Below are 15778 nucleotides of genomic sequence, written 5' to 3' on the forward strand. Positions count from 1 at the left end.
CACCAACAGGTGCGGGGATTCTTGTTTTTGGACTTCATTGTCGTTTGTGTAGGGTTTTGCCATGAAGGGCAGTACATTCCGCTTACTGAAATCCCTGCGTTCCGCCGTTTTCGACGCTGCGATCTCCTAAAACTACCGCCAATCCCTACACGAACGACGGCTGGCGTAAAAAATCACGCGGTCTCATCCGGATTATGGGTGATCGAAACATCTGCTTCATGGTCAGAGGGCTCGTGTATCTGCGGGTGCACCACAGGTCTCCGCAGATACCGCGACCGCATCCTCAGATGTGCCCGTTCGCGTTCCATGGCACCGGGAAGCATGATGTTGAACTTCACCGACAGCAGTCGCAGGGCCACGATCAACGCCACGATTGCGAGGTCGAGTACCATCTCGCCTCGAAGATTGATTTTCCCCGCCTCGACGAATTTCCCGACGATGACGGTCAGGACGCAACCAATGAAGGACGGCACGGCATACCAGTGTTTGTCGCGGATGACGGAAGGCACTTCATTCAGCAAGGTGTCCCTGATCACACCTCCTGCCAACGCGGTGAACATGCCCATGAACACCGCTGTCATACCGGAGGTGTGGAAGGCCATGGCCTTCGCAGTGCCGTTGACTGCAAACAGGCCAAGCGCCATCGCGTCGACCACGATCATGGATCTTGTAAGATTACCGATTTCAGGATGGGCGAAGGCAATCACTATTCCCGAGAGCAGAGCTGACAAGACGTAGCCCTTGTCGGTAATACCGACTGGCGGAAGACTGCCGAGAAGCACGTCCCTGACGATTCCACCGCCCAGGGCGGTAACCCAGGAAATCATGAGAATGGTAAATATGTCATAGCGCTTACGAGTGGCCGCCAACCCTCCGGATAGCCCTGAACAAAAGATCGCCATGTATTCGATGGCAACAAACACCGCATTGCTCTCCAACGCAACCGACATAGTTCTCTCCCACAACATCAGCGATATCAGCTTTGCCAACAGCACCCGGAATCAACCGCGACTCGCGATGAGGTGTCGGTGATTTACGTAACACCTCAGATCAGGACCACCGGTTTGATCAGATCGCGAGGTTTCTCCTTCATCAGCGCAACCGCGTCCTCGATATGTTCGAATCCTTCGAAGCGATGAGTAATCATCATGGAAGGGTCTACCCGGCCGTAGACCACAAGACTCGCCAGCCGCTCCATCCTCAATCTTCCACCTGGCATCAAGCCCCCATGGATGGTTTTATGCCCCATTCCCACACCCCAGTCCAGTCTGGGGATCTTTACGTAGTCACCGCTGCCCAGATAATTCACGTTGCCGATGGCTCCCCCTGGCTTGAGCATGCGAATTGCCGGTTCGAAGGTATCGACATCACCGCCCGCAATAAGCACGCGGTCAACACCTTCGCCACCGGTCAGTTCAAGAATCTGGTCGTCTATGGGGCCGTCTTTGTAACTGATGGTGTCCGTCGCCCCGTATTTTTTGGCGACCTCGACGCATATGGGTCTTGACCCGACGCCGATCACCCGTGACGCACCCCGAAGAACCGCACCCCGCACGCACATCAAGCCGACCGGACCTATACCGATCACACATACGGACTCTCCATAGGCGACTTTAGCCATCTCGGATGCGTGGAACCCTGTCGGCATCATGTCGGAAAGCATGCAACCAGCCTCATAGCTGATTTCCTTGGGCAACAAAGCCAGATTGGCGTCAGCCTCGTTGATGTGAATTTTTTCGGCGAAAACACCGTCCTTGCCATTGGAGAACTTCCAGCCTCCAAGCATTCCTCCGGAGTGCACCGGATACCCGCGCTGAGCTTCACGCGAACCCCAATCCGGGGTAATGGCAGGCATGATGACAACATCCCCCGGTGAAAAATCTCTCACCAATTCGCCTACCTCGATCACCTCTCCCACACCCTCGTGCCCCAACACCAGATTATGCCGTTCGCCAAGGGCTCCTTCCCACACCGTGTGCACATCCGAAGTGCAGGGAGCCAAAGCCACGGGTCGGCAGATGGCATCGAGCGGGCCGCAAACGGGATCATCTTTCTCAATCCACCCGGCAGTGTGTAGCCCGAGCATCGCATACGCCTTCATGGCGTTGTCCTTTCGTACGTGGTCCTCGTTGACCAGATAACGCTTGGTGATGATGTTCAGTTATGACATCAAGACTTCATGATAGCAAAGTATACAATGGGTGCATATTTGATACCGCGGCAATCATTGCTAAATGATGAGATGGGCGTCACCCATCGGGTGACGCCCATCTCATCGCATAATCGCAACTCTGCCGAGCTCAGCAGACCTTCCACATCCAATTATGGGGGTCTTCGCGCTCACCCAGCTGAATGCCAAGCAGCTCATCACGGAGCTTGACGGTCAAGTCGCCCGATTCACCGTCGGCCACGGTCACATCGAAGGTGTCCGACTTGAAGCGGCCGATAGGCGTGATGATGGCCGCGGTTCCACAAGCGAAGACCTCGGTCACCTCTCCGGACTTGATGTCGGCCAGCAAATCCTCCAGCTTGATCATCGTCTCCACCACATCGCGCCCCTGATCCTTGAGCAGCTGGATCAGCGAATCACGAGTGATGCCCGGCAGGATGCTGCCGGTGAGGCTAGGCGTTTCGAGATGTCCGTCCTTGTGGACGGCGAACATGTTCATACCGCCCAGTTCCTCAAGATAAGTCTTGGTCGCAGCGTCCACGAAGCAGACCTGCTCGCAGCCGTTTTCGAGACCACGGTATTCACCGAGAAGGGAGGCGGCATAGTTGCCTCCGCACTTCGCGAATCCTGTGCCCCCCGGCCCGGTACGGAACCACTTGTCTTCGACCCAGATGCTGACGGGCTTCACGCCGCCCGGGAAGTATGGTCCCGAAGGTGATGCGATGACGCAGAAATCCACTTCCTCCGGTGCTCGAACACCGAGGAAGGGTTCGGATGCGAACATGAAGGGACGCATGTACAGGGTGTATTCACGACGGGTGGGCACCCAGTCGACATCCTGCTTGACCAGCGCGGCCACGGAGCCGAGGAAATCGTCGATTCCCAACTCGGGAAGGTACAGGCGCTTGGCGGAGTTCTGAAAACGTCGGGCATTGGCATCCGGCCTGAACAGCCATGTGGAACCGTCGGCGTGACGATAGGCCTTCAGTCCTTCGAATACTTCCTGCGCATAGTGGAGAACCGAGGCACCGGGATCGAGCTTCAACGGCGCATAGGGCTCGACGCGGCGGTCGGACCAGCCTTCGCCCTTCGTCCAGCTGATGTGGCTCATATGGTCGGAGAATACCTGGCCGAATGCGGGCTTGTCGATAAGTTCTTTTCGCTTCGCTTCTGAGGCGGGCTCAGTGTTTGCCAGAATGGTGAATGCCTTGGCTTGTGCTTCCAAGGCCTCGGGATCGTGATGTGATTGCTCTGTCATGCTCTATCTTGCTTCTTCGTGCTCTTGCCGCAGATGCGGCTTGTCCATTCGGGTCCTATGGCTTCTGGCTTGGCACCCTTGTACCTGTACTATCACACAGCTGAGGTATAGCCATATGTTACGGCCCATATATTGAAAACGCACGGCCGTGTCGAACGGCCGTGCGCGGTATTGACGAAAACGCGAACTACTCTGCGTCTGCTGCTGCGGCATCGCCGTCTGCAGGAGCATCGGCTGCTGCAGGGGTTTCGGTCGGAATCTCCGGCTCAAGGGACTCTTCCTTAGGAACCTCGACCGTGACGACGGAATCCTCGGGATCGTCGATGACGAGCTCGGAACCTTCCGGCAGCTCCACGTCCTTGGCAAGGACCTTCTCGCCGTCCGCGAGACCCTCGACGTTGACGACGATGCGCTCAGGCAGGTTGGTGACGTCAGCACGGACCTCAAGGTTCTGCATATCGACGAATGCCACTGCCGCACCCTTGGTCTCGCCTTCCACGAAGACAGGGACCTCGACGACGACCTTCTCGCCTGCGCGGACCTCGAGGAAGTCGATGTGCTCGATCTGACGCTTGACAGGGTTGCGCTGCACATCCTTGACCACGGCCATCTTGGAGCCGTCATCGTACTTCAGCTCGAACAGCGCGTTGGTGCGACGCAGCGCATTGGTGGTTTCCTTCATCGGCAGTGCGATGAACGTAGGCTCGGTGCCGCCTGCATAAATCGTCGCAGGAATCTGCTGAGCAACGCGCATACGGCGAGCTGCGCCTTTACCGAACTCGGTACGGTTGGAACCTTCGATGCGAATGGTGTTTGCCATAATGATCTCCTTGTTGAATATCGTGTACTCGATGCATCTTCGACGCATCAACGCGCCGAGACATCCCAACAAGAAGTGGTCTGGTCGCCGAGTCGATTACGGAATCCATACTGCATTCCCTCGCCAAAGCTCTGCTAAGTATGGTACCACGCCGGGTGCGACAACACCATCGAGCACCTCATGGCTGAGAAAACACGGCGTTCAGCCAGGTGCTCGAAATCAGACCAATCCTAAGCGTCGAGTTCCTTCACAGCCGCGATGATGGCCTGCAACTCCGCTTTGGCGTCACCGAAGAGCATCTGCGTGTTCGGGGTGAAGTAGAGCTCGTTCTCGATACCCGCATAGCCCTTTCCTCTGCCACGCTTGATGACCACAACGTTCTGTGCTTTGTCGACATCGAGTATCGGCATTCCCGAAACCGCGGTTCCGGGCTTCCTGGCCGCTGGATTGGTGACATCATTCGCTCCGACGACCAGGGAAATCGAAGCCCCGGGAAACTGCGGATTGATGTCATCCAAATCGACGAGCTCCTCGTACGGCACATTCGCTTCGGCAAGCAGCACGTTCATGTGGCCGGGCATGCGACCTGCGACAGGGTGAATCGCGTACAGCACTTCAATGCCTCGTGCTTTGAGCAACTCCCCCAAATCCGCGAGTTCACGTTGCGCCTGCGCCTGAGCAAGTCCGAACCCAGGTGTGAAAATGACCTTTTGCGCATAGGCAAGCTGAACGGCCACATCATCAGCAGTGGTCTCGCGCATGCTTCCTTCCGGGCCGTCCGCATCGTCGTGACTGGTCGAATCTCCGAAACCACCGAGCAGAACGCTCGAAAGCGGACGATTCATGGCCTTGGCCATCAGTACCGACAGCGTCACGCCCGCGGCTCCCACCAAGGCGCCCGCGATAATCAACGCCACATTGTCGATGGCCAGACCACTCATGGCCACCGCTGTACCCGTGCAGGCGTTGAGCACGGAAATGACCACTGGCATGTCCGCTCCGCCAATCGGGAACACGAAGAGCAGGCCGTACAGCAATGCGAACAATGCCGTCAGAACGGACCAGAGCAGCCTCTGTTCGGGTCGAAGGACCAGCATGACCACGCTCGCCACAGCAAGGACGGCACATGCAAGGTTCCACAGATTCTTGGCCGGCAGCGCCAACGGCCTGCCTGGAATGATTCCCTGAAGTTTGCCCGCCGCAACCAACGAGCCGGTGAAGGTCACGGAGCCGATAAGCACACCGAGCCCTGCCGTCACCAACACGACAGTATCGGGGGTCTTTGCCGAGGCAAGGATGTCGTTCAAGGCAACGAGCGCCGCAGCGCCTCCGCCAACGGTATTGAAGACGGACACCAATTGCGGCATATCCGTCATCTTGACCTTCTTGGCGGAGTAGACACCTGCCACACCACCGACTGCCACACCAGCCACCAGGACGATGACAGCCGTGGAGGAGATGAAGCCTGCTGCGAAAAGATGGGCAAAGGCCATAATCACGGCAATCACCATACCCGCCGCGGATATCTGATTGCCTTTGCGCGCGGATTTAGGCGAGTTCATGAAGTGCAGTCCGATTACGAACATCACAGCCGCCAGAAGATATACGAACCATGCGACGATATCGATGGTGCTCATAGTGCTTTGTCCTTCTTTGCGGCGTTTTTCTTGTCTGAGTCAGAGCCTTCGGCGTCTTCCTTCTTCTTCGGTGTCGATGATTTGAACATCTCCAGCATGCGGTCGGTGACCACATACCCTCCGACCACATTCATCGTGCCGAGCACCGCAGCCAGGAATATGAACACATACGACAGCGGGGAATCCGCGTGCGCAGCGACGATGACCACGCCGACGATGACGATGCCGTGTATGGAGTTGGCACCGCTCATCAGCGGCGTGTGCAGAGTGGCTGGCACCTTGCCGATGACCTCCACGCCCAGCAGCAACGCCAGTATGAACATGGTGATGGGAACTACGAGTTCTTCCATGATTACTTATCCTCCTCGGCCTGACCGGCAACGATGAGCGCCCTGTCAAGTTCTCGACTCATGTCCATGTGCAGACCGCCGTTCTCGCCAAGGAAGTGCGCCAAGGTATCGGCGAGGTTGCGCGACAGCAGCTTAGATGCCGTCGAAGCGACCTCACTGGCGAGATTCGGACATCCCAGAATCGTGACTCCACCCTCGGTAAGCGTGGTTCCCGGAACTGAGCCTTCGACGTTGCCGCCCAACCCGCTGGCCGCGCAGTCTACGATGACCGCTCCCCTGTGCAGGCCGTTTACGCCGTTCGAAGTCAGCAGCACCGGTGGCTTTCGGCCAGGAACCTTGGCGGTGGTGATGACGATGTCGAATTGTGCAGCGCTCTCGTCAACCGCCCGCTGCTGTTCGGCCTGTTCTTTATCGGTGAGTTGGCGCGCATAGCCACCTTCTCCCTGGCCTGAAGACAGGTCAATGCCCAAATCGAGGAATTTGGCGCCCAACGATTCGATTTCCTCACGTGCCGCGGGCCTGACGTCATAGGCGGCGACCACGGCTCCGAGACGTTTGGCCGTACCAATCGCCTGAAGTCCCGCGATTCCAGCGCCCAGAACCAACACCTTCGCGGGACGTATCGTCCCTGCCGCGGTTGTCATCATCGGCAGAAACGAGCCATAGGCGTTGGCGGCCACAAGAGCGGCCTTATACCCCATCACTGAGTTTTGCGAGGTCATCTCGTCCATCGACTGGGCCGAGCTGAGCTGCCTTGGCAGACGTTCCAGCGCGACGGATACGAGTCCGGCAGATTGCAGCTTTTGCAGATACTGCTCATCCGTGAAGGAAGACAGCATACCGAGAATCCAAGTTCCGGGGGCAAGACCGGAGATGACATCGCCTTCCGGTCTGCCGACGAAGCCGATGGCGTCCGCCCGCGACATCACAAATGCTCTGTCCTGCACATCGACATTCGCCTGACGATAGTCATCGTCACTGAAACCCGCCGCCAATCCGGCACCGGACTCGATGCAGCATGACACGTTCAGACGCTTCAGTCTGCTCGCCACATCCGGAGTAAGAGCGACCCGCGATTCCTCCGGGGCCTGTTCGCATAGGATTCCGTACATCACCATCAATCGGTTTTCTAGACCCATCCGATGTCCTTCTTATCGTGCATGCAGGGATTGCATGATTTCACTATGCACAGTGTATACATTATTCGTACAGCGGCATATTCGTGTGTCTGCGCTGCTTTCTCCATTCCACAGGATAGTGTTGTTAGGTCGTATAGATAGAGGAGAGAGCGTGTCTTTAATCACATCTGCGAAATCCCACCTTGTTGCGATGGCACAACGTGCAGCGACCCTGGGAAGATACCGCGAAACCGAGGAATTTGATGGCAACGAAGCATCCTCTTCTTCGGTGAACATGCCTGCGGTCACAGAGACCGTGGTGCACGATTGGTCTACAGGATATCCCACCATCACCGAAATCGACTCGAAATCGGGTCTGCTCACCACCTCGACCGCGGGTGCGGGCGGCATCCCCGACGACATGACGGTGTACGACCTGTACGCTTCCCGAGCACAAACAATGCCCGACGAGCCGATGTATCACTTCCAGCGCAACGGCAAGTGGGTCAGCAGAAGCACCACCGAAACCCTGAACGACATTCGCTCGACCGCCAAAGGGCTGTTGCACGCAGGTATGCGCAAAGGTGACTCGGTGGCGTTCATGTGCCACACCAGTTACGAGTGGAATATCGTCGATGCCGCGGTGCTGGCGGTCGGTGGCGTCATCGCCACAATATACGACACGGATTCCGCAGAGCAGATTCGCTACATCGTGAACAATTCCGATGCGAGCCTGCTGATTGTGGAAACTCGGGAGATGCGCGAAAAGGCCGATGGAGCCATACAGGAATGCGAAAGCCTACAACGCATAGCCTGCTTGGAAAACGGCGCTCTGGAAGAGTTGCAGGCTTACGGTGCATCCGTCAGCGACGAGGAGCTCGACGCCCGTCTAGCCTCCATCAAAGCGAGCGATTTGTGCTCGATCGTATATACTTCCGGTTCGACCGCGGCACTCAAGGGCGTGGAAATGACCCACGCGCATTACTGTAATCTCGCCGTGAACCTCAATGCGTATATTCCCGACCTTCTGGGAGACACCGACGGTTCGGTGCTGCTGTTCCTCCCCCAGGCCCACTCATTCGCACGAGCGATAAACTACGCCTGCGCATTCAGTTCGATTCAGATTTTCATCGCCCAAGGCATCAAATCCTTGATATCCGACCTGCAGGTTGCCAAACCAACCGTGATGATCGGCGTGCCTCGCGTATTCGAAAAGGTATACAACGCGGCATCGCAAAAGGCCGGTCACGGAGCCAAAGGCATGGTGTTCGCCGCCGCTGCCGTCGCGGCTCAGGACTACATGAGGCAGGTCTCCGAATCAGGCAAGGCGAATACGAGAACCGGCATACGTCGTGCACTCTTCGACCCGGTGGTCTACAGCTCGCTCAGGCAGGCTCTTGGCGGACGCGCGAAGTGGATTGTCTCCGGCGGAGCCCCTCTGGACCCGGCATTGCTCAGCTTCTTCCGAGGAGCCGATGTGCCGGTATACGAAGGTTATGGTCTTACCGAGACCACGGCTCCCTGCGCCTTCAGCCCCTTGGGCACGCCGTTCCATGAAGGGTCGGTCGGCATTGCCTTCCCTGATTTCTCGCTGCGTATCGCCAAGGATGGCGAGATTCAGATATCCGGAACGAGTGTGTTCCACAGGTATCACAAGAACGACGAGGCAACCGCAAGCTCCTTCACCGAGGACGGCTGGTATGCCACCGGTGATTTGGGTCGTTTGGATGGTGACGGTTTCCTGTACATCACCGGCCGTAAGAAGGACCTTATCATCACCGCCGGTGGAAAGAACGTCTCCCCCGGTCCCATCGAGGAAGTCATTCAACGTTCTGAGGTGGTTTCCCGCGCGGTTGTTCTCGGAGATAAACGCCCGTTCATTTCCGCGTTGGTCACTTTGGACGAGGAGACACTGCGTCCTTGGCTTGCTTCGAAGGGCCTGAACAAGGATATGCCCGTATCCCAGGCAGCACAGAATGCCGCGGTACGGGCGGAGGTTCAGAAGTTCGTGGACGAAGCCAATGAAGGCGTCTCCCGTGCCGAGTCTGTCCGTAAATTCATCATTCTGCCGGAAGATTTTACTCAGGAGAACGGTCTGCTGACCGCCTCGATGAAGGTCATCCGTCCGAAGGTGATTTCGCGATACACCGAGCTGCTCAACACCCAGATGTATACACCGCGCAAGTAACCGGGCGAGCTGCTCCACTGTAGCTCACATCTCATCCCTAGAATCGAAACTGTGCATGATGGCACGCGAGGCTTGGTAATTCCTGTGCTTCGCGTGCACTCATGCACAGTTTCGTTTAGGACAGCTCTCAGAGCGGATGGGAACTGTACATATGAGCATGTGAAGCACGCCGATTTGCTGGCCTAACGTGCTGGTTTGCACAGTTTCAACTCAGGCTGCTGCGGAACTGTGCGTATGAGCACGCGTGGGAGCCGTATGAGGGTGCTGCGCGTGCTGGTTTGCACAGTTTCGGCTCGGGATGCGCCCACCATCTGCGGAACTGTGCCTATCGGCACGCCTGGGAGCCATATGAGGGTGCTGCGCGTGCCATTACGCACAGTTCCGTGACACTCATCAGATGAGGATGTTGGCGGTGGCCTCCGCACAGTGCGACAGGTAGTACGGGCGTACCGCGAACATGAGGAACGCGCCGCCGATAATCAGCAGGAGCAGGATGCCGACACCACCCGTGTACGGCAGGTTCGCCAGACTCTTCGACGGGTCGGCCACCGTCACCGAATGCCCGTCCTGACTCACATACGCGAGGTTCGTGCCACTGGTACGATACGACGCCAACTCCACCTCGGTGGCATTCGGGTACCACACGGGAACCACCTCCACACCGAAATCAGACACCTTGAAATACTCGTCAGGAGCCTTCGTCTCCTTGAACGAGAGTTCACGAGCCTCAACACCCAGCAACGTGAGCTTGCCCGTACCATCCGATGCGGTCTCCACCTCTGCTCCGCCCGTAGCATCCAAGCGATACACCCCGTCCGACAGCTCCTTGAACTTCAACGGATTCCCGTCACGGCTCACCTTGAACGTCGCGCCACCAAGCTTCTTCGATGCATCATCCTTATCCACCTTCACCACATCCACCTTGAACGAATACACATTCGACGCAGCAGTCTTCCACTCCGTGCCATCCTCGTTATCCGCCCAACCGGTAGTCGCCGTACCCGCATGGGAACGAGTCAGCTTCACCTCATTCACATTCGCCACAGTATTACCACCACCAGGAGCCGCATACCTGGTACCATCCCCAGCAGCCAACACCGCCGCATACCGGACACGAATCAACGACCCCACAGGCACACTGGTCTTGTTCGCCACCGGAGAAGCACCATCCGTCGCGAACAAGGCCTTCAACCCATCCACACGCAGAGTCTTCCCATCACCAGCCACCACGACAGACACCCCAGTTGAAGCAATATCAACCGGCTCGGTGGGCGAGAGCGCATCCACGAACACCTCAACCGTGCCCGACTGCAACACCAATCCATCCTTCACCGCATCCTCAACCCCGAACACATACGAGCCATACGACACCGACGACGACGCGAACGCGGTCGACAACTCAGGCACCCGCAACGCTACCTCAAACTCCACCACACTACCCACATCGAAACCATCCAACCCATCATCGTTTACCACACGCTTCGCCACATCCGTGACGCTCGTCTTCAACGCGGCCCGGCCCAAACGCGGCTTGCCCTTCACCCCCGCGTCAGCGAAATCCACCATCCCGTCCTCGACCACATCCTCCAACGCCTCGTTGAACACCTTCGTGCCCACGATAATCGGCAGAGAACCACCAGACGACTGCGTCGAATCCACAATCAGATACAAACCAGGACCAGACACCGGCAGCGTCTCCGTCGACTCAGGCTGAGGGAACGTACCAGCGGGCAAACTCCCAGCAGAAGCACCCAAAGCATCCGTATGCTTCGCCAACTCCTGGGCGAACACCTGCAAACTCCCCGCATACGGACTAAACGCACTCGTCACATCATCCGACAACGGGTCAGTCGGATAGCCAAGCCACTGCGACGCCACCCAACCCATCGGATTACCCGCATCCACATCACTACCACCAGCAGTCTCGGCAGCATTCTTCAACACCGTCTTCAACCCACTGGGAACGGTAGGCGTATCCAACCGCACGCTCTTCAACGCACCAGTCTGATCAAACACCTCACCGCTGTAATCACCGATTTTGTACGCCGTCAACGCGCCATCAGACCGCCCCGTCAACTCAATGCCATAGGAAGGAGGAGACTTAATATTCAACGCACACACACCATCACCATCCGCCGTGACCGTACCCGTCACCGGCACCGTCGCACGATTCGACCAGCCAACAGTATCCGAACCATCCTGCTGACCCCACATCGACAAGATGTAATCCTTACCAGGCGTCAGCGTCTCGCACGGCACCACCATATTGCCATCCGACTTCGCCGCCGCATCATAATTCGTCCGCCCCGAAGCCACCACCCCACCCGAAACATCCTCAGGGTCAACCAGCTTCCAACCCAACCCAGACTGAGACTCCAGATTCGAAGAACCCTCCAAATCCCTCAACACCCACTTGCCACCGACACCAGCATCCTGCTCGATATACGGGGTCTTCGACAACACCACACTCGTCTCAGCATCCACAAACGTTAACCGCAACGAATCAGGAGAAGCACTGTCCGGAGCATTCAACACCTGAGACTGATTCCCACTATGCGCAGACAACAACAGATTATCAAGCTCCAAACGAACAGCAGGCCGCAACCCGAGACCGGTGACGTCCGTATAGTAATAGTCCGGGTAACCGTCGTACCTCACACCGAGCGCAACGTATGCGCTGATCCAGTAAGCAGAACGCAACCAAGAGCCAGAAGCACCGTTGGCACTATTACAAGCAGTTTCAGGGCACTGACGTTTGTTGTTTTCAGCAGTATTACTAATGCCATCATCGGCATTGAAATACTCTGCCATATCACCCGTCGATAACGGAAACACGCGATACGAACCCACAGAATCGGTCTGATCAGAAGAATTAAACCCAGAACTACAGCCCGCAGCCGCGCCCTTGGTACAAACCCCGGGCAACTGCGTCGTAGCACCCATCTGGTTCAACTCGACATCAGAATAATACGTGTCAGAACCCAACTGCTGAGACACCTTAGCCACATACGACTCAACCGACGCCCGCTTGGTCTCAGTGTCAGCAATACCAGCATCGAACGTGTTACACGGATACCCGCTGCACAGCGAACCAGCAGCAAACGTGAACGGGGTGGTTATCACGTCATCCGCCCACAACAACACCTCGTTCGGAGCCAACTGCGTCGTCTTCGACCACACCCACGAATAATGCGTATTATTTGCCCTCGGAGAACGATTTTCCGTGTTGTCGTTAGGCCCTTTACCCAAAACCAGGTACTTGCCATCAACCTGAGCAGTATCAGCATCACCCGACTCAACCATCTTCGCCGCATTCGGTATAGCGCTCCCCGACTTGCCGAACAACACCTTACGAGCACCATCCGCAGTCGCACCCTCAGACCGCATGGGCATCTCACCATCGCTCATAGTGCTGAAATACCCATCCGGCCCCAAGTCAAATGAATCAGCCTCAGCATGCTCGACCGGCAACGCCACCAGCACTCCGGTAAGCAGCATGAACATAGAAAGTACGAATGCGGAAACAGCAAGAGCCCTTCGATGCACCTCGCTCCCTCGGGATACTGGGAAAAGAGCAACAAACGCACGAATCCGACCCATGAGAGCACCACCACCGAAGCGAAAACAGCACCCCCCCCCCGCGACCGTTCTTAACCCAGCGAAACACCTGGAATCAGCGAAAGGAACATGCGACGAACATGATGAACAATATAGTACAGCATGTTCGTATTTACCTCAGCAGCTTAAAGCATTTTATATATCAGAGACAAGCCGTGCCAAGTTCTGCGTACTAAAAGCCCAACCTGGCGAGCTTCTTCGGGTCGGACTGCCAACCTTTGGCGACTTTGACATGCAGCTCGAGCTTGGCTTTTCTGCCGATGATGCGGTTGACGGGTGTGCGCAGACGCTTCTTCACTTGGACGAGATGCTGGGCACCTTTGCCTATGATGATGGGTTTCTGCGAGTCGCGCTCAACATAGATGGACACCAGCACGCGGACCTTGTCCGTGGGATTGGCGGCTCCCACCGCATTGTTGGCATCACCGAAGGCAGCGCTGTCGTCATCGTCGTCATCGTCGTTATCGGGGTAAATGACCGAGTCCACGACAACAGCCAGTGAATGAGGCAATTCGTCATCGAGTTCTTCAAGGAATGCACCGCGAACCAGCTCGGCTATGGTGTCCTCCGGGCGTTCTTCGCTTATCTGTTCATCCGGATACATCTTCGGGCCTTCGGGCATCGCATTGACCAGCAATGAGCGCACCTCATCAAGGTTGTCATGCTCGAGGGCGCTCACTGGAACGATTTCGGTAAAAGCGCCGAACTGCTCAACCTCGATGAGTTTGCTGATCAGAGCTTCCCTGTCGAGAGTGTCGATTTTGGTGATGACAGCGATAACAGGAATCTTCCATCCTGCCTTGCCCTCATCTCCCTTGCCATACTGTGAACGCAGACGCGCCAGAATCCTGGTATCTCCGGGACCGATTTCCTGGTCGGCCGGCAGCAGGAAGGCGATGGCATCAACTTCGCTGAGCGACTCATCCACCATATCGTTGAGCCGCTGTCCCAGCAGAGTGCGCGGACGATGAATGCCGGGAGTATCCACCAACACCAACTGCGCATGGTCCAGTGTCAGAATGCCACGAATCGCCTTTCGAGTGGTTTCAGGTCGTGAAGACGCTATGGCAATCTGCGTGCCAATCAGCGCGTTGGTCAGAGTCGATTTACCGACGTTCGGCCTGCCGACCACCGCTACGAAACCTGAACGGTACGCGGAACCATCCGCATCCTCGGCGCTCTCCCTGCCATCGGCCAGTGGTGTTGCGCTCAAAGTCATTGATTACTCCTGTTCATCCGCTGTTGTTTCGTCATCCTGTGCCACTGCTTCATCCTGGTCATCACGTTGCGTTGCTGCCGGTTCCACCAGAATCGTCGACACCTTCTTGCGCCTTCCGGCCGAGTCCACCGCAGTCAATCGCAGACCTCTGACCACTGCCGAAGAGCCGACGATGGGAACTCTTCCCAGCACCTTCGTCAACAGGCCGTACACGGTGTCGACATCGTCCTCGTCAATGTCAATCTCGAACAACTCTTCCAAATCCGCGATTGACGTTCTGGCAGGGAGCTTCCACGTCGAAGCGCCGACCTGCTCCGGCTCCTGATGCTGGGTACGGTCGTGCTCATCCTCAAGCTCACCGACAATCTGCTCGATGGCATCCTCGATGGTGACCATGCCGGCGATGCCGCCGTACTCGTCGACCACAATCGCCACGTGCTGTCGTGTCTGCTGCATGTGATGGAACAAATCATCCACGGGCTTCGACTCCGGGACGAGCATGGGCTCCCTGCACACGGAGGCGATGGTGCGCACATCAGCCGCAGGATTGAACGCCACGGTCTTGACGGCATCCTTCAAATACGCGACACCGACCAGATCGTCGACATCCTCCCCGATAACCGGGATTCGGGAGAAGCCCGAACGTGAGAACAGCTTCAGGGCCGAGCGAAGGGAAACCTGTTGGTCCACGCAAATCATATCCGTGCGAGGCACCATGATTTCCCTGGTCAAGGTATCGGACAGTGTCAGCACATTGCGCAGCATCTCCGAAACCTCGGGGTCGAAACCGTTCGTTTCCACAAGCCTATCGACCATGGCGCGACCCTGTTCGAGCTGGATCTTCTCCAACTCCTCGTCATCGGAGAGACTGACATCCTTGCCGTGTTTCCTGCCCTTATTGGGATTGCGGGCTTTCGCAAAAGGCGTCAGTCGGGTGGCCACAGCGGTGATTCTGGCATAGGCCAGCATGATGTCGAGGGGTTTGGAGGCCCCAGCCACTCTGGGCCTGACCAGGATGGAAACGAAAGCCACGATGAGGGCGAAGACCAGTCCGCAGAGCACACCTATCCATAGCGGCAAGTGGAAGAGCGAGACAATCGCGACCACCAACGCGCCGTCGAGGACATTGCAGACGATACGGAAGAACGCGCAGGACCCTGCCGTGGCGTATCGGTCTGATATCAGACGCTGCACACGGTGAATCTTCTCGATTCTCTTCATCCTTGAGAACTGGCCCAAATCCAAATCGGTCTGAACCTCAAGAATCAGATTGTTCAGGCTTGCTCTGGTAACCCTGGATACCGCTCCCTCGGTGGCAGCCATGATAAGCGACAGCCACACCAACGCCGAGGCAAGAATCACCATCAGCACCACAAGCACAAGTAGTTCAGCCTCCATGC

The 15778-nt window shown here is 56.9% G+C and carries 11 protein-coding genes; 1 reads left to right on the top strand and 10 read right to left on the bottom strand.

Features of this window, described 5'->3' with window-relative positions:
* Nucleotides 1-173: 173 nt before the first annotated feature.
* The 7 genes from DB51_RS05830 to DB51_RS05860 form a co-directional block, all read right to left on the bottom strand.
* Complete coding sequence (locus DB51_RS05830; RefSeq protein WP_034253954.1) at nucleotides 174-950, bottom strand: trimeric intracellular cation channel family protein; 777 nt, start codon at nucleotides 948-950, stop codon at nucleotides 174-176.
* A gap of 95 nt (nucleotides 951-1045) precedes the next feature.
* A complete protein-coding gene (locus DB51_RS05835; protein ID WP_272866985.1) occupies nucleotides 1046-2086 on the bottom strand; it encodes an NAD(P)-dependent alcohol dehydrogenase in 1041 nt (346 codons plus the stop codon).
* A gap of 214 nt (nucleotides 2087-2300) precedes the next feature.
* A complete protein-coding gene (locus DB51_RS05840; RefSeq protein ID WP_034252508.1) occupies nucleotides 2301-3428 on the bottom strand; it encodes a branched-chain amino acid aminotransferase in 1128 nt (375 codons plus the stop codon).
* 187 nt (nucleotides 3429-3615) lie between these two features.
* Nucleotides 3616-4248 (bottom strand): 50S ribosomal protein L25/general stress protein Ctc, encoded by a 633-nt coding sequence (locus tag DB51_RS05845; RefSeq protein ID WP_034253957.1) that lies wholly within the window; start codon nucleotides 4246-4248, stop codon nucleotides 3616-3618.
* 230 nt (nucleotides 4249-4478) lie between these two features.
* A complete protein-coding gene (locus tag DB51_RS05850; RefSeq protein WP_034252510.1) occupies nucleotides 4479-5885 on the bottom strand; it encodes an NAD(P)(+) transhydrogenase (Re/Si-specific) subunit beta in 1407 nt (468 codons plus the stop codon).
* Entirely contained in the window at nucleotides 5882-6235 is a 354-nt protein-coding gene (locus DB51_RS05855) for an NAD(P) transhydrogenase subunit alpha part 2 (RefSeq protein ID WP_034252512.1), read from the bottom strand. The genes DB51_RS05850 and DB51_RS05855 overlap by 4 nt, the downstream gene beginning before the upstream one ends.
* A gap of 2 nt (nucleotides 6236-6237) precedes the next feature.
* Nucleotides 6238-7374, bottom strand: a complete 1137-nt coding sequence (locus tag DB51_RS05860) for an NAD(P) transhydrogenase subunit alpha (protein ID WP_034252513.1) — start codon at nucleotides 7372-7374, stop codon at nucleotides 6238-6240.
* A gap of 151 nt (nucleotides 7375-7525) precedes the next feature.
* On the opposite strand from DB51_RS05860, the gene DB51_RS05865 reads away from it, so the two are divergent.
* Entirely contained in the window at nucleotides 7526-9541 is a 2016-nt protein-coding gene (locus DB51_RS05865) for an AMP-dependent synthetase/ligase (protein ID WP_034252514.1), read from the top strand.
* Between the two features lie 393 nt (nucleotides 9542-9934).
* Here the strand turns inward: DB51_RS05865 and DB51_RS05870 are convergent, their stop codons facing one another.
* From DB51_RS05870 to DB51_RS05880, 3 genes are all read right to left on the bottom strand, one after another.
* Nucleotides 9935-13045: a SpaA isopeptide-forming pilin-related protein gene (locus tag DB51_RS05870; protein ID WP_034252515.1), complete on the bottom strand. Its 3111-nt coding sequence runs from the start codon at nucleotides 13043-13045 to the stop codon at nucleotides 9935-9937.
* Nucleotides 13046-13331: 286 nt separating this feature from the next.
* A complete protein-coding gene (gene era, locus DB51_RS05875) occupies nucleotides 13332-14378 on the bottom strand; it encodes a GTPase Era (RefSeq protein WP_051867322.1) in 1047 nt (348 codons plus the stop codon).
* 3 nt (nucleotides 14379-14381) lie between these two features.
* Nucleotides 14382-15776 (bottom strand): hemolysin family protein, encoded by a 1395-nt coding sequence (locus DB51_RS05880; protein WP_034252517.1) that lies wholly within the window; start codon nucleotides 15774-15776, stop codon nucleotides 14382-14384.
* Nucleotides 15777-15778 lie beyond the last annotated feature (2 nt).

The organism is Bifidobacterium crudilactis, assembly GCF_000738005.1.
GTDB lineage: Bacteria > Actinomycetota > Actinomycetes > Actinomycetales > Bifidobacteriaceae > Bombiscardovia > Bombiscardovia crudilactis.

Bases quoted from the DNA above. Each gene is read 5' to 3' on its own strand.
- DB51_RS05860 (WP_034252513.1), bottom strand. From the start codon at position 7,374: ATGGGTCTAGAAAACCGATTGATGGTGATGTACGGAATCCTATGCGAA.
- DB51_RS05845 (WP_034253957.1), bottom strand. From the start codon at position 4,248: ATGGCAAACACCATTCGCATCGAAGGTTCCAACCGTACCGAGTTCGGT.
- DB51_RS05870 (WP_034252515.1), bottom strand. From the start codon at position 13,045: ATGTTCATGCTGCTTACCGGAGTGCTGGTGGCGTTGCCGGTCGAGCAT.
- DB51_RS05830 (WP_034253954.1), bottom strand. From the start codon at position 950: ATGTCGGTTGCGTTGGAGAGCAATGCGGTGTTTGTTGCCATCGAATAC.
- era (WP_051867322.1), bottom strand. From the start codon at position 14,378: ATGACTTTGAGCGCAACACCACTGGCCGATGGCAGGGAGAGCGCCGAG.
- DB51_RS05850 (WP_034252510.1), bottom strand. From the start codon at position 5,885: ATGAGCACCATCGATATCGTCGCATGGTTCGTATATCTTCTGGCGGCT.
- DB51_RS05880 (WP_034252517.1), bottom strand. From the start codon at position 15,776: ATGGAGGCTGAACTACTTGTGCTTGTGGTGCTGATGGTGATTCTTGCC.
- DB51_RS05840 (WP_034252508.1), bottom strand. From the start codon at position 3,428: ATGACAGAGCAATCACATCACGATCCCGAGGCCTTGGAAGCACAAGCC.
- DB51_RS05855 (WP_034252512.1), bottom strand. From the start codon at position 6,235: ATGGAAGAACTCGTAGTTCCCATCACCATGTTCATACTGGCGTTGCTG.
- DB51_RS05835 (WP_272866985.1), bottom strand. From the start codon at position 2,086: ATGCTCGGGCTACACACTGCCGGGTGGATTGAGAAAGATGATCCCGTT.